Here is a 22,741-nt window from a genome sequence, read left to right as displayed (position 1 = left end):
GAAATTCTTTTTTAAATAAGTTGAGCGCCTGTGATTCATTCGGCAGACCGGGACCATGGATTTTTCCATGGTCCCTTTTTGTTTTTAGAACAGATATCCGCTGTCTTTCAAAAATAAATTTACATTTTAGGAAAATAATGTGTTGCAAAATCGGTTTGAAGTTGTCTATACAGTATGAGATCGAAAAATGATTTCAATTTATGGAAAGAGGGTGGTTCCGATGGGCATATAAGCATAGTAAGTATTTATTTACAGGTACACAAATGATCTTAAAATAAAGAGGTGAATCAAATAGGCTTTTGCGGCCAAAGCCACTGATTCACAAACCAAGGATTCCGGTTCGTATATCATAAAAGATTCCGGAGTTGAGCAACCTATAATCGAGGCTCAATCATCCTATAATGAGCGTTATATGGCGATAACCCCATTGGGGACTTCGGACACAGCAATATTTAATTATGTGCAGAATATAGTTACCAAAATGGGATATTCGGCACAATCCTTTCCGCTAAAACGCGCGATTGATATTTATAATAATTTGCCTTATAATCATTTTACAATTATTCACGGCCATGGCAGAGCAGGTATGGTGCACTGTGACCATACCCAGAGTGGAGCATGGTCAGGTTTATATGCTTATCCTGCCACTTTATCAAACAGTGATGATGCCAGTCTAGCAAATTATAGAAGTAACACGCTAAGCAGGCATAAACTGATCGTTTTTATTACTTGCAACAGCGCAGAGCCTAAAAATGGCTATAGTATGGCCGAACAATGTGTAGATAAAGGAGCGGCCTGTAGTATCGGTTTTTACAATGAGGTATCTATGGGGGGCGAGTGGTTAAAGGAATTTGTAGGGCAATTACATAATAGATATACTGTAGATAAGTCAATCGATATGGCCAACGATTTCTTTGATAAAAAATACCCATCCATGAAATACGATGAATCTTCTCCAACTCAGGACGGCAATCTACGTTCATTTGGTGATACCGGTACCATTGTACGTGTTAACTGATTTTTTTGAAAGGATGACTGATTATGAACAAAAAATTACTATGTGCTGTAGCTTCAACTATTTGCATTACTATAACAATAGCAAGTTTCTCCGCTTCAGCGGTACAAAATCCTAAAAACCAGTTGTTACAACAAGCAAGAAATCACAATTATATTACTATGCAAAGTAAGGTTCCTGTAACTAAGGTAGATAAAACTACAGTTGCATCGGATTTTGGTATCAGCACCGATGATTTAGGAGAAAAAACAGAAAATTACTACCGAGATTCCAGCAAAAACGTCTATATGATCGACGACCAAAACCGCCTTACAACATTTTGGGAAAATTGGAAAGATGAGGAATCAAATCAGGGCAGAAAAATCTCTACCTTAGAGAAAATCGATTCGTTAACGATCCTAAAAAAAGCCATTAAAGATACGGTTCCTAACAGTAATGATTTTATAGTCGATAAAAATTCTTTTATCCGTGGGTGCTATCATATTCTCATGGGGAGAAAAGTTGATCAGGATGTCTCCGATAGTATTACGGCGCGAATCAATCCCGACGGAAGCATCGCCAGTATCAATGTGAATTATTGTAACGTTGATGCAGACCATCCAATTACTCAAGCACATAAACAACAATTAGACGCTCAGGTACAGAAATATATTGAGCAGAAGAAAAAATTGGATACCAACATTTCCGAAGACAAAATTTTATTCCGCAGTTACAATCGAGATGGAAATCAAATTGTAGCCACCTATACGATTCGTTATACTTATCCAAGCGGGGATCAGGAGGCTTACGATGCAGAAACTAAATTTTTTAAAATATCTGCATAGCATATTAATTTTGCTGAATTTTTCGACAATCTAAATGGCTGACAGTCACCGCAACAAACTTACCAGTATGGCCAAAAGACTTTTGATTCTGCATCTTCCTCCTGATATCAACCATACTGAGTGGCAAATTTAATCGGCGCCTGCTGATTCATTCGGCAGGCGCTTTTTCCATATACATAAAACGGTTTCCTTATTCCCTGTTTTGATTCTTCAAAAAGATGTTTAACGAAGCCTGCGCCGCCTGATTTAAAATCCGGCGGTCATCCTCCGGGGTATTGTCCGCGCAGGCCGCGCTGCTGAAAAGAACCCGCGTTTCGGAAATGGAATATTCTTTTACAATTTCCCCTTCAACCGGAATTTCCGCAAGCATCATCATCACCACGCTGCATATGTATTCGTTCCGGGAATTGTCCTATGACACCATTCTCTTTTGGAGGCGAAAAAAATGCCCTATTGTCTTTATTTACGCAAATCCCGCGCGGATTTGGACGCAGAAGCCCGCGGCGAGGGCGAAACGCTTGCCCGCCACGAAAAAACGCTGCTGGAACTTTCCAGGCGGCAAGCATTCGAGATACGCGAAATTTACCGGGAAATCGTATCCGGTGAAACCATCGCGGCAAGGCCGGTCATGCAGCGGCTCCTTTCCGAAGTGGAACACGGAATCTGGGACGGCGTGCTGGTTATGGAAGTGGAGCGTCTCGCCCGCGGCGACACAATTGATCAGGGGATTGTCGCCCAGACGTTTAAATTCAGCGGTACCAAAATCATTACGCCGATGAAAATCTACGATCCGAACAACGAATACGACGAGGAGTATTTTGAATTCGGCCTGTTTATGAGCCGGCGTGAGTACAAAACCATCAACCGGCGATTGCAGCGGGGCCGCGTCGCGTCGGTGATGGAGGGAAAATACAACGGAAGCAGGCCGCCGTACGGCTACCGGCGCGTCAAAATTGAAAACGACCGGGGATATACCCTTCAGCCCGATGAAGAGCAGGCTCCCATTGTCGAGCTCATTTTCAGCCTGTATGCATTCGGGGAAAAAACAATCGACGGCGGCACGGAGGAAACCGGCATCTCCAAAATAGCCCGAAAACTCAACAACCTGAAAATCCCGTCTGCCAAGGGCGGGGACTGGACGGTTGCCTCCCTCCAGACAATGCTTCGAAATCCGGTTTATATCGGCAAAATCCGGTGGAACGCCCGCCCGGTTCAGAAGAAAATGGAGGACGGCCAAATGGTGAAAACCCGCCCGCGTGCAAAACCGGAGGATTGGATTTTAAAAGACGGACTGCATCCGGCGCTGATTGATGAAAAGACATGGGAAGCGGTGCAGCTGCGGCTCCGGGAAAACCCGTCCCGCCCGTGCCCCCGAAAATATGAAACACAAAATCCCCTTGCAGGACTGGTGGTCTGCGGAATCTGCGGGCGAAAAATGGTGCGGCGCCCCCAGAAAGGAAAGAATTCCGCCACGCTGATGTGCCCCGCGCCCACCTGCCGGAACATCAGCTGCCGCTTGGACTGCGCCGAGGAGAAAATCCTGCTTGCGCTTTGCGGCTGGCTTTCCGATTATCGGCTTACATATGAAACCAAAACCTCCCATGCTCCGCAATCCGGGTTCAAGAAAAAGGCCCTCGCGAAAATGATCTGCAAGCGAAAAGAACTGGAAAAACAGCAGGAGCGGATTTATGAGTTCTTCGAACAAGGGGTCTATACGGCCTCGATCTTTCAGGAACGGCTGAAAAAAATTCAGGAGCAAATGGACTGTACGGAAAAAGGAATTTCACAAATCCAAATCGAAATGGAAGGAGCAAAATCGCAAAGCAGCAAGGCGGAACTGCCCCGGGCGGAACCCGTGCTCGCGCGGTATCAAAGCGGAACACCGGCTGAAAAAAACGTGCTTCTCAAGTCTGTTTTAAAAAAGGTCGTTTATACGAAAACCGTTCGGGCACGGCGAAACGGCACGCCGGACGGTTTCGAATTGATTCTTTTTCCCCGGCTGCCGCAGAACCGCACGGATGACTGATAACCTTACGGAACAGAAGAACTGGGCCATTTGGAAATGGTCGGTACGATTGTACACCAGTTAACCCGGAATTTAACAGAAGAGCAAATCAAAGCCGGCGGATTTGACGCTTACTTTGTCGACCATACGGCCGGAGTTTATCCCTCGGACGCATCCGGCATGCCGTTTACCGCCGCATATTTACAGGTAAAAGGCGACCCGATTACGGACATTCACGAAGACTTAGCAGCCGACGGGGCGACTTTATAAGAACAACATGATTAAAAAATCTGTTAAGCCATTTTTATGATGAACAAGCCTTCTCATCATGCTGCGTTCGGATAAGGACAAGCCGAAAACCGCCCTGTCCGAATAAACGGACAGGGCGGTTTTTTATCAGGGGATATTAATGAAAAAATGACAAATGTAAAATTAATTAATCAAACGGGTTCTCCGTTTTATAAAGCATGGCTTGGGGCTGGTTAAAGGAAATATCCTCCAATCCTAAATAACGGAAAAGGGTGTAAAGGGATTTTCCGACATGGCCGAACGCCACCGCACCGTGATGCGGGAAATGCTTCTCAATCAGTACATAACGGTAAAACCTTCCCATTTCCCGAATTGCAAAGATACCAATGCCGCCGAAAGAACGTGTCGCCACCGGCAGGATTTCACCCTGTGCAATATACGACGTCAGCTTTGCGTCGGAGGTACTTTGCAGACGGAAGAATGTAATTTGTCCCGGGGCAATATCTCCCTCAAGCGTACCGCGGGTAAAATCCGGTTCCTGACCGTTTTCCAACAGCCTGTTCTGTATCAATTGATACTTTACCGCACCGTTGGAAAGCTTGCAGAAAGGAGTATTGCCACAATGGAAGCCCATAAAGGTTTCTTCCTGCCTATAGCTGTATTTCCCCTTGATATCTTCCTCATACAGATCCTTCGGAACACTGTTGTTAATATCCAGCAGCGTTACCGCGTCCCCTGTAACACAGGCGCCGATATATTCGCTTACCGCACCGTAAATATCCACTTCACAGGCAACCGGAATTCCTCTCCCCGCCAGACGGCTGTTTACATAGCATGGTTCAAAACCGAATTCCTTTGGAAAAGCCGGCCAGCATTTGTCGGCAAAAACAACATAGTCGCGGGAACCCCTGTTCTGTTCCGCCCAGTCGAGAAGGGTCAGTTCAAACTGCGCCATGCGGGGAAGCAGATCGGGATACTGGTTGCCTTTTACCCCAAGCTCTTTCGTCATGTCGGCAGCGACTTCCTGTATCCTTTTATCTCCCGCATGCGCTTTATAGGAAACCAACAGATCAAGTTCGGAGTTTTCCTGAACTTCAATGCCAAGATCGTAAAGCGGCTGAATCGGCGCGTTGCAGGCAAAAAAGTCCTGCGGGCGCGGGCCGAAGGTAATGACTTTCAGAGATCGCAGGCCAATCACAGCGCGGGCGACCGGAACAAAATCCTGAATCATCTTAGCGATATCGTCTGCGGTACCCACCGGATATTCCGGTATCACAGCCGGAATATGGCGCATGCCAAGGTTGTAGGAACAGTTCAACATGCCGCAGTATGCGTCGCCCCTTCCGTTAATCAAGTCTTTTCCGGTTTCTTCCGCAGCCGCAGCAAACATCACCGGGCCGCCGAACCGCTGGGCAATCTGAGTTTCCGGCGTCTCCGGCCCAAAGTTTCCCAGAAACACCACAAGGGCGTTGCATCCGGCATTCTTGACTTCTTCCACCGCTTTGAGCATATCCTGCTCGTTTTCCACTGTTGTCTTTGCTTCATAGATTTTACCGCCCTTGGCGGTATAGCTGTCCGCAATCGCTTTTCTGCGTTTCTCTGATAAAGAGATGAGAAAGCAGTCGCGGCTTACGGCAATCATGCCCAGCTTAACTTCCGGTATATTTTTTATCATTAGATAGAGGCCTCCTTAGTCGAATCATGAAAAGCTCCATTTCAAAGCTCCGTAAAACTGTATGTATTTTTGATACTGTTCCTGATAGAGCGGTACATTCTGCGGGATGGGAAGCGTTTTGCTTTCCTGCTTAATCAGCGGAACGGTTTCCTCAAGATTTTTCCAGATACCCGCCGTGACCCCGGCTGCCAGAGCCGCGCCGAACGAACCTCCCTCCGCGCTGCCGTAAACGGTACGCACCGGCAGATTAAACACGTCGGCAAAAATCTGGCGCCAGAGAGGGCTGTTCGCACCGCCGCCCGCCAGAACGATTTCATCCGATATAATATCCATGTTTCCGCTCATCATTAAATCGTAAACCTGCTTTAATGAGAAAGCCACGCCCTCCAGCACGGCACGGGCAAAATGACCTTTGCTGTGTCTTGCGGTTAATCCCAGAAAAGCGCCTTTGGCATTTGGATCGTTTATCGGCGCGCGTTCCCCGGTCAAATACGGCAGAAAAATTAAGCCGTCCGAGCCGGGAGGAACCGCAGCCGCTTCCTCATCCAGCAGACGGAATGCACTTTTTCCGGACTGTTTCGCCTTCTCCATTTCATAATCGCCAAGGGCATTGCGGAACCACTGATACGCTCCCGCGGCGGAAAGGGTAACGCCCATCGCGCTGTAGGAACCCGGCGCGTTCCCGCAGAAAACCTGAAGCATCCCGTTCGGATTCGGAAGAAAAGCCGAAAGCCCCATGGCCGCAACGCCCGAAGTTCCAAGCGTGATACCGATACGGCCGGGCTTAATCAGTCCCAGCCCGGTTGTGGAAATAACGGCGTCCCCGCCGCCCCCCGCGACAACCGTTCCCTCCGGGATTCCGGTTAACGCCGCGGCTTCCCTGGAAACATTACCCGCCGCGTCTGTGGATTCCACAACCTTCGGGAAAATATCCGGGTTTAATCCGATTTTGCGAATCAATTCCGTTGCCCATCGGCGCTCTTTCACATTAAAAAGGCCGGTGCCGGAAGCATCCGAAACATCCGTGGCGATTGCGCCGGAAAGTTTAAAGCGTATATAATCCTTTGGGTTCATAATCACTTTCGTTTTCGAATAGTTCTCCGGCTCATTTTCCTTCATCCAAAGGATTTTTCCGCCGGTATACCCCGTAAGCATCCGGTTATTTGTGACGGAAAGCAGCCCATCTATCCCGCCGGCCATTTCCGTGATTTCATCGCATTGTTTGCCCGTGCGCTGATCATTCCACAAAATCGCCCGCCGAACCACTTGTAAGTGCTCATCCAGCGCGACCATACCATGCATCTGACCGGAAAAGCCCACTGCGGAAATCGTTTTTCCGCCAAGCATCGGTATCATCTTTTTAAGTCCCGCCTGCACACCGTTCCACCAGTCTTCCGGATTCTGCTCGGACCACCCTTCCCGAGGTGTAAAACAGGGATATTCCTCCACGACAGACTGTAATATTTCTCCCGTATCGCTGAACGCGAGAATTTTACAGCCGGACGTGCCGATATCCAAACCCAATACGCATTGATTTCCCATAACGAAACCTCCGTTCAGTTATTCACCTAACGTGATGTTTTGCCCCGTTAATCCAATATACGCGCCGTCTTTATCCAAACCGGATTCCGGATGTGCAATCAGCCATTTATTTTTTGCAAATAAAAGTTTATCTTCAAATTCTTTGATAATAGAATGCTCAAGCGGCCGGTTTGTTCCGCGCGGAAGAACAACAACGTCGCGAAATCCGCTGTTATCCGCATTGCACGGCGCGTAATGCAGCGTTGTCGCATACAGTTCCACAACACAGCCGGCCGGTACCAAAAATGCTTCTATCCGGGAAGTATCGTAAGTAAAGTCCGGAAGCTTCAGATCGTGCTGGGAACCGACCAGCAGGATAAGGTCCGAAACGGCGATATTTATTTCTGAACTGCGGTGGTACTCCACCGCGTCAAGTTTCCCATTGAAGCCGTTGCAGTAACCCAATTGAAGCGGCATACCGCCAAATCCGCGGTTTTGCAGTTCGCTGAAAATTTTCAGTTTTTCCATTTCCGGGTCGGAAGGTATGTAAATCGTATGATCTTTCGGCAGCGGCGTCTCCTCCATTTTCCGCAGAAGATCATTACAGTCATACCCTTTTAAAACCCGGCCATATTGTAAAAAACGATCGCATTGAATAGGATAAATCGTCAACATACATGTCCTTTCCGTATTTTTTAATTTATAAACGAGGCCCAACTCCGGGTTCAGAAAAAGTACCGAAGAGACCTGCACTTTCCCTGAAACCAAAATTTTCCTCTTAACTTAGGCTTGTTCCGCCTTTTTCTTTGAAACAACATCAAATATTACGGCAGCTAAAAGCACAAGGCCCTTGATTGTTTGGGTAATATCACTGCCAACGCCCATAATGGACAATCCGTTATTCAGTACTCCCATTACAAGCGCACCAATCACTGCGCCGACAATCGTACCGCTGCCGCCCATTGCGGAAGCGCCGCCGATGTAGCACGCCGCGATGGCATCCATTTCAAAGCCCTGGCCGGCCGTGGGAGTCGCGGCCTGCAGACGGGAAGTAAATACGATTCCGCCCAGAGCAGCCAGAACACCCATGTTTACAAACGTATAGAACAAAGCTTTTTTGGTGTTGATACCGGACAGAACAGCCGCTTTTTCATTGCCGCCCATTGCATAAAGATGCCTGCCGGGTACCGTCTTGCTTGTATAAAAGGAGTAAACGACCACAAGAATCAGCAGAATAACAAGCAGAATCGGAATGCCTTTATAAAAGGCAAGCCAAATGGTAAACAGGGCGATTGCTGCCGCGACAAGTACAATTTTACCCCAGAACGCGCCGGCGGAAGGAAGGCTGAAACCGCGCTTCTTTTTACTTTGCAGTTTTTTGATTTCCGACAGGATATAAATCACGATACAGGCCGCTCCCAAAAGAAAGGCTGTCAGATTCAGTTCACCGCCGCCAATATTGGGCAGGAAGCCGGAAGTAATTGCCAAAAATTCTTTTGGAAAAGGCGTAAGGGTCATCCCCTGCAGTACATACTGCGTCAGTCCGCGGAAGATCATCATACCGGCCAAGGTCACAATAAATGCCGGTATTCTCACATATGCAATCCAAAATCCCTGCCAAACGCCTATGAGCGCGCCAACAAGCAGGGCGATTACAATGGCAAGCCAAACGTTCATTCCGTGCTGTACGATCATTACGCCGAGAAGGGCTCCGATAAAGGCGACAACCGATCCAACGGAAAGATCGATCGCCCCGCTGCTGACGATGCACAGGAGCATGCCTACGGCCAAAACGATAACATAACTGTTTTGCAGGATAAGATTCGTTACATTCTGCGGCTTCAGCAGGATACCGTTTGTTAAGACCTGAAACAGCGCCATAATTACAACGAGTGCAACCAGCATACTGTATTGCCTGATATTCAAAGAAGACTTTTTGCTTTTTTCTGTTAAATTCGCCATACAACTACGCTCCCATACTCTTATTTGCCATGATGCACTGCATTACTGTTTCGGCTTTTGCTTCCTCACGTGACAGTTCACCGACGACTTTGCCTTCGTTCATTACATACACACGGTCGCTCATACCCAAAACCTCCGGCAATTCCGAAGAGATTAAGATGATACATCTTCCCTCGGATGCAAGCTGGTTAATAATGGTATAGATTTCATATTTTGCACCCACATCAATTCCTCTTGTGGGTTCATCCAGAATCAGAACATCCGGATCCGTCATGATCCATTTGCTGAGGACAACTTTCTGCTGATTCCCGCCGGAGAGATTGCCGACCCGCTGATGGATGCTGTGCGATTTAATGTTCAGTTTCGCGCGGTACTTTTCCGCCGTCTGGCTTTCCACATCCATGTCGATTACATGATTCTTACTGATCTTTTGCAAACTGGAAAGGGTAATGTTCATGCAAATATCATCCATTAAAATCAAACCGGCGTTTTTCCGGTCTTCGGTTACATACGCAACTTTATTCCTGATGGCGTTTTCGACGGTATGCGTATCAATCTCCCGGCCGTCTTTCAGGATTCGGCCATGAATGTTGTTTCCGTACAGCCTGCCGAAAAGGCTCAAAGCCAGTTCGGTGCGCCCGGCGCCCATTAAGCCTGCAATACCGACTACCTCGCCCTTATGTACTTTCATGTTGACGTTATCAAGCAGCTTCTTGCCGGCCGTCAGCGGATCATCCGCGCTCCAGTTTTGAATCTCGAAAGCAACTTCACCGATTTCGCAGTCTCTTTGCGGGAACATTTCCGTCATTTCCCGGCCAACCATTCCCTTTATGATCTGATCTTCCGTAATTTCGTCCTTGCCTTTTACCATCGTTTCAATTGTGGAACCGTCGCGAAGGATCGTGATCGCATCGGAAACCTCTGTGATTTCATTTAATTTATGGGATATCAGGATACAGGTGACCCCGTTTTTTTTCAGTTCCAAGAGTAAATCGAGCAAATGCCGGGAATCCGTTTCCGTCAAAGCCGCGGTCGGTTCATCCAAAATCAACAGCCGGGCGTCTTTTCCCAGCGCTTTTGCGATTTCCACCAGCTGCTGTTTTCCTACGCTGATATCTTTGATTAAGGTGTTCGGGTCTTCCTTTAACCCTACCTTTGCCATTAATTTTTTTGCATTGTCATACGTTAAATCCCAGTCGATTTGATTGTTTTTCGCGCACTCATTGCCAAGGAACAAATTTTCCCCAATCGACAGATACGGTATTAATGCCAATTCCTGATGGATAATCGCAATACCGGTTTTTTCACTGTCTTTGATATTTTTAAATTCACACACCCTGCCGTCGAATACAATATCTCCGGTATAAGTTCCATGCGGATATACACCGCCCAAAACATTCATTAACGTTGATTTCCCTGCCCCGTTTTCTCCTACCAGAGCATGAATGGAACCTTTTTCAACCGAAAAGTTTACATTTTTTAAAACCCGGACTCCTGGAAATTCCTTGACAATATCGCGCATTTCCAGAATACATTCCGCCATAACGAAACCTCCCTCTTTGGTCTATAAAACAAACCAAGGACCGCAGAAATGCTTTTTGATTTTGCCCGGTACGGGAGCCGTTTCCGGACCGCACCGGGCAGGAAGCATTTTACTATAATAATTTATAAACCAAGATCCGTCTTCGTGTAGTAACCGGATTCAACTAAAACTTTATCATAATTCTCCTTGGTTACCGCTACAGGGTCGCAGAGATAGGAAGGAACTACCTTCGCACCGTTGTTGTAGGTTTTCTGATCGTTCACTTCTGCTTCTTTGCCCTGCATCAGAGCGTCTACCATCGAGGCAACCTTATTCGCAAGCGTTCTGGTATCCTTAAATACACTCATGGACTGCTCGCCCTTTGCGATAGAAGCAACATTTGATTTTTCACAATCCTGGCCGGTAATGACCGGATACGGCTTATCTGCCGAACCGTAGCCGATATTTTTTAATGCTGCCATTGCGCCGCGCGCGATTGCGTCATTCGGGGCAAGAACCGCATCGAGCTTTGTACCGCCCGCGTAGTTTGCGGAAAGGAGGTTATCCATTCTGGACTGTGCGGTTTCCGCTTTCCAGCCCTGAATGGCACATTTTGCAAATTCAACCTGATTGCTCTTCACAACCAGTTTCTGGCTTGTGATGTAGGGACGCAGCACGTCCATAGCGCCGTTATAGAAAAACTTAGCGTTGTTATCATCCGGTGAACCGGAGAAGATTTCAATGTTGAACGGGCCTTTGCCTTCCCTAAGGCCAAGCTTGTTTTCTATGTACTGACCCTGCAGCTGGCCGACTTTATAGTTGTCGAAGGTGGCGTAATAATCAACATTTGGGGAATTCATGATCAAGCGGTCATAAGCGATTACTTTGACGCCGCTGTCCGAAGCCTGCTTCAAAGCATCGGTAAGGGCCGAACCGTCTATGGAAGCAATGACGAGCACCTTTACGCCGCTTGTGATCATGTTTTCAATTTGCGAAACCTGCGTATTCACGTCGTTGTTCGCATACTGAATTTCAACCTTATAACCCTTCTCTTCAAGAACCTTCTTCATGTTGTCGCCATCCTGAACCCACCGCTGCAGGTACTTTTCCGGCATGCATACGCCTACAAATTTTTCTGCGCTGCCGCTCCCTTGTTTGGAAGCTTCTTTTGTGTCCTGTTTGGATGCCTGGCCGGAACAACCCACCATGGAGAGCACCAGCACTGCTGAAAGGATTAACGATAAGATTTTTTTCATAACAATACATCCTCCTACTATAAAATTATATCCACTGCAATATGCATTGCAGAAAATAACATTTATATATTCTCCTTGATTTTAATAACCGTATCCGTAAAGTAATGGGTCTTTTTTGGCGCCGCGCCGTTTACGAAATAATCGTACAGAATTTTAATGGATTCATACCCCTGTTTAAAAGGCTCCTGGCAAATGGTCGCCGCAATTACATTTTTAAGAACCAGTTCCCGTGTAGCGGGCACATCGTCAAATGTTAAAATGGTCATTTGATCCTGCAGGTTCTGTTCCTCTACCGCTCTGCAGGCGCCGGCGACACCGGCCGCGGTAATATACAGGCAGTTTACCCGATCATACTTTTTTAAAGCACAAAGCGTACGGGTATAGGCTGTGTGGTCATCATCCATGGACTCGATCACTTCGGCGATGTGATGCTTTATCCCCTTATCCTGCAAGGTTTTAATAAACCCGTTTATGCGCTGGTTATGGCCCTGCATATTCAGCGATCCGGTAATAATCAGAACTTCCAGCGGTTCCTTTCGAATCAGATTTAAAATACCTGCGGCTGTTTTGCCGCTTTCAGCATAATTACAGCCTACATAGCAAAGACGGTTCGTATGGCTTAAATCGGAATTGATGGATATCACCGGAATTCCCTTTTGAATGATCGCGTTCAGCACATTCTGAACAGCAGGTACGTCCACCGTAGATACGCAGAGCGCGGATACGTTTTTCGCTATCAGCTCCTTGATCGCGCGGATATGATCGTTTGGATCAAATCCTTTTACCTGTGCTATCTCAATCGATACCCCAAAATCGCTTAACTCCCGTTCAGACTGCTTTAAACCTAAAATAACATCGTAAAAAAAAGGATTATCGATACTAGGCAGCATACAGCCGATTTTCATCGGTTTTTTAAGTCCTGCCAAAACCTTTCCGGCACGGTTGGGAGTGTAATTCATATCTACAATAAGTTTTTTGATCTTTTGCTCTATCTCCGGACTTACACCGCCGCGTCCATTAATAACACGGTCAACCGTCCCCCTTGAAACACCGGCTGCAGTGGCAATTGCTTTGATGGTAGCTGCCATATTCCGCCCCTCCTTCCGTGCACGAGCACGGAAATCTTAAAAATAAAAGTGCTCGAGCACAACTCATATTATAAGCACGTTCATTAAAATTGTCAATAATTATTTGCTTATTTTTTAATTTTTTTTATTAAAGTATGTTAAGAAACATTGCCGCCCCTAAAAAGGGCGGCTTAAACGAGCCTGAAAAGCAGCCTTTGCACGAATGCATTTGTATTAAAAGTTCCAATGGATTTCAATCGGGACATTCTTTGTACCGGGAATTCGTTTGCCTATGGATATGTAATCAATCAATGTTTCAACAATTTCCCTGTTGAGATGCTCAAGGTTGGTGTACCGCTCAATGAACTGCCGGCGGTTATCACCCGTTTCCATTTTTTGATCCATTTCAGACACCTGCCTTCGACTGTCAGCCACCATGTGCTCCAGTCTCTCTTTTTCGTCGGTGAAACTCTTGGAATACTCCACGAAATCATTTTCCGAAAGAATCCCCCTCACCTTGTCCATGTACAGATCACGAATTCCTTTTGTATACTCTGCAATCTTTTTTTCGTAGACTGCAATAGCGGCAGAGATGCGGGATCTTTGCTCCTGCAAATCATCGCACAGCTCTATGTTTCGCTCCAATTCGTCCTTATCAAGGTATTCCGCCGCCAAACGATTCAGTTCCGCAAGAATTGTTTGTTCCAACTTGTCAACGGAGATAAAGGAACCGATACAGGCGTCTTTTGCCACATGGCGGTTTGGGCATTGCAGGTAGTGCTTCCCGCGGTTTTTAGAGGAACGCATCATATAACCGCAGTTCGCGCAGCGGGCTTTTCGCGCAAACAGTCCGATGGTGCCTACCTCAAACGGCTTCGCTCTTTGTGCGATCATAGACTGCACTTTATTCCAGAGTTCCATGTCGATAACCGGCTCATGTGTCCCCTCAACCTTATACCACTCTTCCTTCGGCCGCGGCCTGTTCTGCTTCGTTTTGTAGGACACGCTGCCGTATTTTCCCTGTATCATATTGCCGATATACATTTCGTTTGTCAGCATATCCGCGATCGCAAAGTATTTCCAAAGAGTACTGTTTTTCCTTTTTGGCTGCTGATAACGCAGCCCATGCAACCGTTTATATTCCGTTGGATTTGGTATGCCCCTGTCGTTGAGCATGCGGGCTATGGCGGTTTTACCATACCCTTGCGAGAAAAGGACAAAGACTTCCCGCACGACGGCAGCGGCTTCCTCGTCAATGAGGAGGTGCCCTTTCTGCTCCGGATCTTTTTTATACCCATAGAGAGAAAACGCACCAATGTGAAATCCGTTTTTTCGTCTGTTGACCAAAACACTGCGGATGTTCTCAGACATATCCTCTAAATACCACTCATTTACAAGCCCGTTGATTTGCCGGGATTTTTTATTTCCCTTATTCGCGGTATCCGCATTATCAACGATACTTACAAACCGAATACCCCAAACAGGGAACAACCCATGAATATATTTTTCAACCAACTCCAACTCCCGGGTAAATCGCGATTGCGTTTTACAGAGGATAATATCAAATTTGCGGCGCTGCGCGTCCTCCAATAAATGATTAAACTCAGGGCGTTTCCGATCCGCACCTGTGTAATCGTCGTCGCTGTAAATATGATAGATATCCCACCCTTGCTCCATCGCATATGCAATCAGCATTGATTTCTGATTTTGGATACTTCCGCTGTCGTCGGTTTCCGTTTGCTTATTTCTGTCTTCTTCGGATAAGCGGCAATAAATAGCTACTGTCATACAGTATGATCTCCATAGAAATCGGACAAGCCATTTCCTATATTAGGATGCCATAAGAAATGACTTGCACATTACCGCTTGCCGGCAGTGATCCTTTTATTTTTTTCAATCTGATTAATAAGTTCAATCCACTTTTGGGTGAACCGACTTTTTAATGCCGTGTTTTCGCCGCTTTTGAAAACACTTGTGCAAGTTGTCTGCACCGCTTTCTTCTCCATTTTATCACCGTACCTTTCCATACAGCTTATGTCCCTTCGCTTGCCAATATGCTACGGTAACAGTCTCCAGTTAAACGGTCTCTGACCCCTTTTCGGCCTTGTTCACGGTTGCCGGGCATTCGGCTGCAATTTCTTAACCCCCGGATTCCGGTTGTGCGGGAATTTAGTAAGGATTATGAAAAAAAGATCGGGCGCAAGGGTAAGCTTGTCGCTTTGCCCTTACACCCGATAAACAGATAGTTAAGAAATAAGTATTGAAAGAAAAAGTCTTTGCGGTGGAGTGCATCCTGCTTTTTATAGTCCCGTATTTTCATTTTCCAGGCCGTTCAGCAAAAGCCTGCAGCGCAGGTGCATCGGGTCGAGTGAAAGCGTCTTTTCAAAGGCTTCCTTCGCCTTCTGCACATTGCCGAGCCCCAGATTGCCAAGGCCAATGACATAATAACAGTGCGCCCTGTTTTTCTTTGAAAAATCTTCATTGAAAATCATGAAATCAGGGAAGGAGACCGCAAAATAATCAATTTTCATTTCGTCCCGAAGGTGCTGCTCGCCGAAATCGATCAGTTTGTAGAGCCTTGCGTTGCCTTCCGCCTTAAAGCCGAGTTTATATTTCGACAGCCCCTGATAGAAGATCATATCCGCAGGCTGATCGTTATAATACATCATGCCCGCCACTTCATCGGAACCGGTGGATGCCATCGTAAAATTCCGGTCGGCTTCTTCCGCGTTTCCCAGCGCTTCGTTTACCAAGCCCAAATAGTAGTGAATGTCATTATCCTTGCTGCCTTCCAGCTTGCCTTCTCCCAGATTCTCCGGGTATACCAGAGCCTTTTCCAGAAGCTTTTTCGCCTCTGTAAACCGTTTGCCGTCCATCTCTTTTTTCGCCAGCCCACTCAGCGCGATCACATACTGAGCCGCCGCCTTGCCTTCCCCGCCTTCCCAGGGATGGAAGTTCCGCGCCGTGAGCAGCCGATATGCTTCCTGATGATCGCCCGTAAAGTTTTTCAGCGTCACATACTCGATGTATGAATCGTCTCTTTCAAGCGCGGTTTCCTTATATTTTTCGTAACAGGCCAGACGCTCCGCCGGCGTGTAGCCGAGTTTTTTGTGAAGCTGGTCCATCTCCAGAAAGACTCTGCTGTCCGCGGGGTCCAGGGAGAATGCCCTTGCAATGGCTTCCTTCGCTTTCTGCGGCTGATCCAGATGATTGTAATAGGCAAGCGAGAGGTTTCTCCACACCGTCGGGAAACCGGGGTGGTTTTTCGCGCTGGATTCCCAGAAAGACGCAGCGGTTTCGTACTGTTTCTTGTCATAAAAAAGATTTCCCAGGTAGTAAGGAGCATAGGACGCGTCCGGAAGCAGGCCGATGCAGTCCTTCAGGACGGCAATATCCTCCAGCTTATTCGGGAAACAGCAATAGGAGTCCGCCTTTTCCGCCTCCCGGTAAAGAGTCTTTACCTCTTCTTCGTTCCGGCCGGCCTGCCCTTCGTAATAGGCCAGATAATATTTGACCATGGCCCCCGGATCAGCGCAGTCGTTCAGCGCGGCGCAGGCTTCCTCATAAAATCCGCCTTCTGCATAATCCCTCGCCAGCTGCAGGTAATTCTCCCCATAATCCCGCATGACTGCTTTCCGCTTCCGGGAAACCTTTTCTTTTTCAGCCCCTTTCAGGAAGGACAGCCTTTCTGTTGCCGAAAGAAAATCAAAGGGATCTGTTTTCAGGTTTTCAGCGGTCCATTCTTCGGCTTCTTCGCTCCTGCCCAGCTTTCGCAACAGAATCGCTTTCAGTCCCCGGGCCTTCACGTTATGTCCGTTTTTCACAAGGCTCTTTTCCACAAAGGAAAGGGCATCGCCGTAATTTTTTTGGATGCACGCGATGGCCGCCAGATAGTAGAAACCGCTCTCCTGCTGTTCGCTGGACCAGGTTGCCTTATAAAAAGCGTCATAGGCCTCCGCATACCGTTTCTGGTAATACAGGCCCAGTCCCAGCTTATAATACGCTTCGCTGTCATAGGGATTCGGGTTTTTCCACGTAAGCCGCCGGATTGCCGTGCGAAAATACTGTTCGCTCTGCCGGAAGAGTCCTCGGGAGAGCAGCAGCGAACCGTAGGCTGTGTTGATCCGGCTGTCGCCGGGGTCGCGCCGAAGCCCTTCCAGATAATAGGGATCCGGAAGATAGGTGGCATGGCGGTACTGCTCAATATGGATTCCCGTCAGATAAAGCTCTTCATTGGTCATGATTTTCTCCGGCTCTTCCGCCGGTTTCGCCGGCTCGGGAAGCTTAGGAATCTCTTCCTTCAGCGGTGTAAACGATACGAGTTCCCTGCCCTTTTCGTCCAGAAGCCGAACCGTATACTCGGTTTTTTCGCCGCTCTCCAGCGGGACGGTCGTTTCGTAAGCCTTTCTGGGGCTGACTGCAACAGCTCTTTCAAAAATTACCCTTCCCTTTTGGAGCACCTGTAAGTTCGCGGCCTTATGCTCCGCTGTGGTGTAAACGATAATTTCTCCTTTGCCATCCGTGATTTCAAAATTAACAGCCGCGTCAATGGTGGCGTTTTTAACAGAACCGACCGATTTGTAGGGCATAAAATACTGCTTGAAGGTTTTTTCTTCGAACGGCTTCAGCCAGGTAAAGTCCGGCTGATTGTCTGTGTAGACACCGGTCATCAGTTCAACATACGGGCCGTCTTCGTCCGTCAGGTTTTTATCCCACGCCTTGCCGAAGTCCCCGCAGCCCCAGGTCCACTGCTTTTTGCCCGGCGAGATATGGTGATCCGCCACGTGGAGCACGCCCGCCCCCACGCTGTAGTCGTAGCCGCCCACAAAATCGAAGTTGGATTTTTCCGCCATATAGGACGTCGGCACCGGGATATTCTTGTAGCGGGAAATGTCCACGCCGGTGCTGTAGTCATGTTTGTAGTAAACCCCCGTGGCAATCGGGAACCGGGACACATCCCGTTTCCCGTGGTCCATAACGGCGTGAACATCGGGCGGGAAGATGGACTGCGTGCTATTGTTGACCGCTACCGCCGGATTCGCCCACCAAAGGAACGTCTGCGGCATATTGGTGCGGTTGTAAAGCTGCCCGGTGATTTCGATGTAAGCCTTGTCGGGATAAAGCGTAAACTTTACAAGCCCCTTTGTCCCGTACATCTGGTCAACGTCGTTGCAGAGCACGGATTTTGACCCATCCTCGTTTTCCTGAAGCAGATGGTCCACCGGCATAAACGTTGTCGGACGGTGGTGCTGCGGCCAGTTGAATTCGATGCCACCGCTGATCCACGGCCCTAACAATCCGACCAGCATCGGCTTGATAACATGGTTGTAGTATACAAAATCATAACCGTTGATTTTGTCGTAAGCCCGCTGGATACGGCCGCCCAGCTCCGGAAGAATCATGACCTTCAGATATTGGTTTTCCAGGAAGACCGCTTTGTATGGGAGGTCTTCCTTTTCATCATAGATTTTTTCAATGATAGGGTAAGGATATACCTTTCCGCTGCTGCCCTGGTACACCCGCTTTTCCAGAAACATCGGGTTTTGGTTGGGTTTACCAATTTTGTATGTAGGAATCTTTACGGTCTCTTCCCATACTGTTACGTCTGTTTTTGTATCCATAATCTACCTCCATATACAAGATTTCAAGTCTGTTTTGACGGCGCCCGTCTTGTACTTATCTTACCATCTTTCATAAAAAAAGCATTACCTTGCCTTGCTCTGTTATTTTGAAAAATTGCTCAAATGCAAACAGAAAACCCCCTGTTTATAAGGGTATCCGCTATTTCGGATTCTGGATTCTTGACATTCCCCCGTTCTGTTCCCGCTTAGCTGAAGCAAAAGGAAACGGTCTTCCGGTATACCTCCCCCGGCCTTAAAAACGGAGCCCTGCTGCCCAGCAGATGGGGAGCGTCCGGCAGAAATTGTGCTTCCAGCGCGTATGCGCCGGAAGCGCTTATTTTTTGTTCGTCCAGCGTGTACCCGGTTCCGCCAAGGTATCCGCCGGAATAAAAAACAAGGCTGGGGTAATCCGTGGAAACCGTCATACGCCGCCCGCTCGCGGGGTCGGACAGCACTGCGGCGGGTTTTCCGTCTTCGCGCAGCAGATAGGCGTTGTTGTAACCCGAAGCGTTGCGCAGCTGGGCATGAAGGGGGCCGCTTTGCAGGGCGTCCGCAACCGGTCGGGGCGAAGTGAAATCAAACGGAGTGCCCTTCGTGCTTTCGCAGGAAACGGGAAGGTGCGCGCCGTCGTTGTAATACACCCGGTCCGCGTTGATCTGTAAAATCTGTTGATACGCAGGCCTTGAAAAATCCCCCGTCAGGTTCCAGTAGGTGTGATTGGTAAGGTTCAGCCAGGTGGTCCGATCGGTTGTGGCCGTATACTGTATGGTCAGCGTATTGTCGCGGGAAAGCGCATAGCGCACGGAAATATCGCGTTCTCCCGGAAAACCGTTCCGGCCGTCACGCAGATGCTGCGCGAAAACGACGCCCGCCTCGCTCGTGTTACAGAAGGTGTCCGCCGTCCTCCAGACGGTGTGCCCTAAATTGTCCGGACCGCCGTGCAGCGTGTTTTCCCCATCGTTTTTCGGCAGCGTGTATACCCTTCCGAGCACGGGAAGAAGCCCGCCGCGAATCCGCCCCGCCGCGGGACCGACCGTTGCCCCGGCGTAGGTTCCGCCTTCCGCATAATCGCGGTAATTTCGCAATGAAAGTGCAATATTTTTAACTTTTCCACAACGGTCGGGGACACGGACAAAGACGACGCAGGCGCCCAGCGCCATCAGTCCCACTTCTACCTTATTCTCATTTTTTATACAATATATAGGTATATTCTTATATTTATTAGAAAATAAATGGAGAATATTTGTTAATTCCAAATAAATCACCTTTTGTTTTACATCTTAGATTTTTGTATTTTCAGTGTATAGTATTTTACAAAATCCAACAATACGCTTTTTCAAAAAGAGCAATTTTTAAAAATAGATACGCAATTTAAAAAAACAAAAGGGAAAAGGATTGTGTTATCATACAAATATAGACAAAAAGAAGTTCCGCATCTATGGAATTTAGCAAAAGTGAACCGGCAAAGGAGGATGAACAATTGGGAAGCACATTGGAATTTAAGAATATTTCAAAATATTTCCCCGGCGTTGTCGCACTGGACGACATCTGCTTTCAGGCGCACAGCGGGGAAGTTCTGGCGTTCCTCGGCGAAAACGGCGCGGGCAAATCGACCCTGCTGAAAGTCCTGAACGGCGACTACCAGCCCGACAAGGGCCAATACCTGCTGGACGGCGTTGAGAAGCATTTCCGCACGCCCCATGAGGCGATTGAAGAGGGAATCAGCGTCATCTACCAGGAACGCCAGATCCTGATGGAGCTGAGCGTTGCGGAAAATATTTATCTGGGGAGGATGCCCGCAAACAAAATGGGGGTTATCAACATACGGCAGGCCAACAAAATGGCGCAGAAAATCATCAGCGACTTTGGCCTTCCCATTTCGCCGCAGACCAAGGTAAAGGATCTGAGCATCGCCTATCAGCAGATGGTGGAAATCATGAAGGCTTACAGCCGGGAAAACCTGAAGGTAATCTGCTTCGATGAGCCAACCGCCAGCCTGAGCGATTCGGAAATTCAGTGCCTGTTCGACATTATCCGGAAATTGAAGCGGGAAGACAAAATCATTATTTACGTTTCGCACCGTATGGATGAGCTGAGGGAAATCACCGACAAGACTGCCGTTTTCAAAGACGGCCGGTATGTTACGACGGTGGCAAACGGAGAGGTTTCGGAAAAAGAGCTGATCAAAATGATGGTCGGCCGCGACCTGGGCGATGTTTATAAAAATCTGGACAGAGACAAGACCATCGGCGACGTTCTTCTGGAAGTCAAAAATGTCTCTTCCGACTATGTGAAAGAAAATTCTTTCCAGCTCCGCCGCGGCGAGGTCCTGGGGTTCAGCGGCCTGGTGGGCGCGGGGCGGACCGAACTGATGCGCGCCATTATCGGTGCGGACCACATGCGCACGGGCGAGGTTTTTCTGGAAGGCAAAAAAATTCTTAACCGCTCCCCGAAGGATGCAATGGACAACGGCATTGTGCTGGTGCCGGAGGACCGGAAGATGCAGGGGATTCTGGCAAACCTGAGCGTAAAGGGCAATATCAATATTTCCATGCTGGATCAAAATTCCAATCAATTCGGCATTATGGACCCCGGGAAGGAAGAGAAAACAGCGGCGCAGGGAATTCAGGAATTTCGCATCAAAACCCCTTCCCCGGATAAAAAAATTCTGGAACTTTCCGGCGGCAACCAGCAGAAATGCATTGTGGCGCGCTGGATTGCGACCAATCCGAAGGTTCTGATTCTGGATGAGCCGACAAAGGGAATCGACGTCGGTGCGAAATCGGAATTTTACAGTATGATCTGCGCCTTCGCAAAGCAGGGCCTCGGCGTGATTCTGATCTCGTCCGAGCTGCCGGAGGTCATCGGCCTTTCCGACCGGATTATCATTATGAAATCGCTTAAGATTGTCGGCGAGGTTTCGCACGCGGAGGCTACGGAAGACCGGATCCTGAGTATGAGTATGATAGGAGGAGACAACATTCATGAATGAAGCAACAAAAGAGAAGGAAGGAAAATCATTTCTACATAGTATGGTTCGTGCCGTCGGCGGAGAAAAACTGGTGCTGATGGGTGCCATTGTTGTGGTTTTCATTCTTTTTTCATCCATCAACAAAAACTTTTTCTCATTGACAAATATTATCAACCTGCTGGTGGCGGCCTCTCTGGTCGGCCTGGTGGCAATCGGCCATACTTACCTGATTATTGCGGCGCAGAACGATTTGTCGCCCGGTTCCCTGGCCGCCTTTTCCGGCACGCTGTGCGCGCTGCTGGTAAGCCTGCACATCCCGTTCCTTCCGTCCATCCTGATCACTCTCGCCGCTGCGGCGATGGTCGGACTGTTCAATGCGGCGATGGTCAACAAGATCAAACTCGATCCCTTTATCGCCACCCTGGTGACGCAGGCGATTCTTCGCGGCTTCGCTTATATTATCTGCGACGGGAAGCCGGTGCCCATCAGCGACCCCGCGTTCCTCTATCTGGGGAAGGCGCGCTTTCTGCAAATCCCGGTTTCCGTCTGGATTATGATTATCGCCTTTGTCGTATTCGGCTTTATTCTGGCAAAAACCAAATTCGGCCGCAGCATTTATGCCATCGGCGGAAACAAGGACGCGGCGCGTCTTGCCGGACTGAATCCACAGAAGATCATCACCATCTGCTTTGTTATGATGGGCCTGTTCTGCGGCATCGGCGGAATTGTGTTCGCGGCCAGAATGAACAGCGGGCAGCCTGCTGCGAACATCAATTTGGAATTTGATGCGATCACCGCCGTCATTCTGGGAGGCGTCTCCTTCACCGGCGGAGTCGGTACTATGGGCGGCACCGTACTCGGCATCATTTTGATTCAGGCCTTCAACACCGGTCTGATCATGGTGAACGTCCCCTCGTTCTGGCAGTATGTTGCCCGCGGCGCATTGCTGCTGTTCGCCCTGACGTCGGATTATCTGCGCAAGGAAAAACGCAGGAAGAACCTGCTGGCCGCCAGCATGAAAAACGCATGATAAAATCAAGCGATCGGTTATGC

At 48.3% G+C, this 22,741-nt stretch carries 16 protein-coding genes and 1 pseudogene; 6 read left to right on the top strand and 11 right to left on the bottom strand.

Going from position 1 to position 22,741, the window contains the following annotated elements; translation table 11 throughout:
• Positions 1–412: 412 nt before the first annotated feature.
• The gene (locus OUY18_RS06820; protein WP_268058006.1) at positions 413–1,018 is read left to right on the top strand and encodes a hypothetical protein; all 606 of its coding nucleotides are present in this window, start codon (positions 413–415) and stop codon (positions 1,016–1,018) included.
• Positions 1,019–1,041: 23 nt separating this feature from the next.
• Entirely contained in the window at positions 1,042–1,839 is a 798-nt protein-coding gene (locus OUY18_RS06815; RefSeq protein WP_268058005.1) for a hypothetical protein, read from the top strand.
• 190 nt (positions 1,840–2,029) lie between these two features.
• Here the strand turns inward: OUY18_RS06815 and OUY18_RS06810 are convergent, their stop codons facing one another.
• On the bottom strand, positions 2,030–2,215 hold the full coding sequence (locus OUY18_RS06810) for a hypothetical protein (protein WP_268058004.1): 186 nt from the start codon (positions 2,213–2,215) through the stop codon (positions 2,030–2,032).
• A gap of 69 nt (positions 2,216–2,284) precedes the next feature.
• On the opposite strand from OUY18_RS06810, the gene OUY18_RS06805 reads away from it, so the two are divergent.
• On the top strand, positions 2,285–3,865 hold the full coding sequence (locus OUY18_RS06805) for a recombinase family protein (RefSeq protein ID WP_268058003.1): 1,581 nt from the start codon (positions 2,285–2,287) through the stop codon (positions 3,863–3,865).
• A gap of 21 nt (positions 3,866–3,886) precedes the next feature.
• Positions 3,887–4,099, top strand: a pseudogene (locus tag OUY18_RS06800) (manganese catalase family protein); the annotation flags it as partial.
• Positions 4,100–4,280: 181 nt separating this feature from the next.
• On the opposite strand, the gene OUY18_RS06795 reads toward OUY18_RS06800, so the two are convergent.
• The 10 genes from OUY18_RS06795 to OUY18_RS06750 form a co-directional block, all read right to left on the bottom strand.
• A complete protein-coding gene (locus tag OUY18_RS06795; protein WP_419196123.1) occupies positions 4,281–5,768 on the bottom strand; it encodes an L-fucose/L-arabinose isomerase family protein in 1,488 nt (495 codons plus the stop codon).
• Positions 5,769–5,792: 24 nt separating this feature from the next.
• The gene (gene xylB / locus OUY18_RS06790) at positions 5,793–7,310 is read right to left on the bottom strand and encodes a xylulokinase (RefSeq protein ID WP_268058002.1); all 1,518 of its coding nucleotides are present in this window, start codon (positions 7,308–7,310) and stop codon (positions 5,793–5,795) included.
• A gap of 18 nt (positions 7,311–7,328) precedes the next feature.
• A complete protein-coding gene (locus OUY18_RS06785; RefSeq protein WP_419196125.1) occupies positions 7,329–7,961 on the bottom strand; it encodes a DUF4867 family protein in 633 nt (210 codons plus the stop codon).
• Positions 7,962–8,072: 111 nt separating this feature from the next.
• Complete coding sequence (gene mmsB, locus OUY18_RS06780) at positions 8,073–9,251, bottom strand: multiple monosaccharide ABC transporter permease (RefSeq protein ID WP_268058000.1); 1,179 nt, start codon at positions 9,249–9,251, stop codon at positions 8,073–8,075.
• Positions 9,252–9,255: 4 nt separating this feature from the next.
• Entirely contained in the window at positions 9,256–10,794 is a 1,539-nt protein-coding gene (mmsA, locus tag OUY18_RS06775) for a multiple monosaccharide ABC transporter ATP-binding protein (RefSeq protein WP_268057999.1), read from the bottom strand.
• Between the two features lie 122 nt (positions 10,795–10,916).
• Complete coding sequence (chvE, locus tag OUY18_RS06770) at positions 10,917–12,029, bottom strand: multiple monosaccharide ABC transporter substrate-binding protein (protein WP_268057998.1); 1,113 nt, start codon at positions 12,027–12,029, stop codon at positions 10,917–10,919.
• 62 nt (positions 12,030–12,091) lie between these two features.
• Positions 12,092–13,117, bottom strand: a complete 1,026-nt coding sequence (locus tag OUY18_RS06765; protein WP_268057997.1) for a LacI family DNA-binding transcriptional regulator — start codon at positions 13,115–13,117, stop codon at positions 12,092–12,094.
• A 213-nt stretch (positions 13,118–13,330) separates the two neighbouring features.
• Positions 13,331–14,884: a recombinase family protein gene (locus tag OUY18_RS06760; RefSeq protein ID WP_268057996.1), complete on the bottom strand. Its 1,554-nt coding sequence runs from the start codon at positions 14,882–14,884 to the stop codon at positions 13,331–13,333.
• 512 nt (positions 14,885–15,396) lie between these two features.
• A complete protein-coding gene (locus OUY18_RS06755; RefSeq protein ID WP_268057995.1) occupies positions 15,397–18,717 on the bottom strand; it encodes a DUF5107 domain-containing protein in 3,321 nt (1,106 codons plus the stop codon).
• 206 nt (positions 18,718–18,923) lie between these two features.
• Positions 18,924–19,982, bottom strand: a complete 1,059-nt coding sequence (locus tag OUY18_RS06750) for an aldose epimerase family protein (protein WP_268057994.1) — start codon at positions 19,980–19,982, stop codon at positions 18,924–18,926.
• Between the two features lie 173 nt (positions 19,983–20,155).
• On the opposite strand from OUY18_RS06750, the gene OUY18_RS06745 reads away from it, so the two are divergent.
• Both OUY18_RS06745 and OUY18_RS06740 read left to right on the top strand, forming a co-directional pair.
• Positions 20,156–21,709: a sugar ABC transporter ATP-binding protein gene (locus tag OUY18_RS06745; protein ID WP_268057993.1), complete on the top strand. Its 1,554-nt coding sequence runs from the start codon at positions 20,156–20,158 to the stop codon at positions 21,707–21,709.
• Positions 21,702–22,718, top strand: a complete 1,017-nt coding sequence (locus tag OUY18_RS06740) for an ABC transporter permease (RefSeq protein WP_268057992.1) — start codon at positions 21,702–21,704, stop codon at positions 22,716–22,718. Before OUY18_RS06745 ends, OUY18_RS06740 begins: the two co-directional genes overlap by 8 nt.
• Positions 22,719–22,741 lie beyond the last annotated feature (23 nt).

This window comes from Caproiciproducens galactitolivorans, from assembly GCF_026672255.1.
Lineage (GTDB): Bacteria > Bacillota > Clostridia > Oscillospirales > Acutalibacteraceae > Caproiciproducens > Caproiciproducens galactitolivorans_A.
Note: the sequence above shows the minus strand (reverse complement) of the source record. Positions and strands in the feature narration are given on the sequence as shown.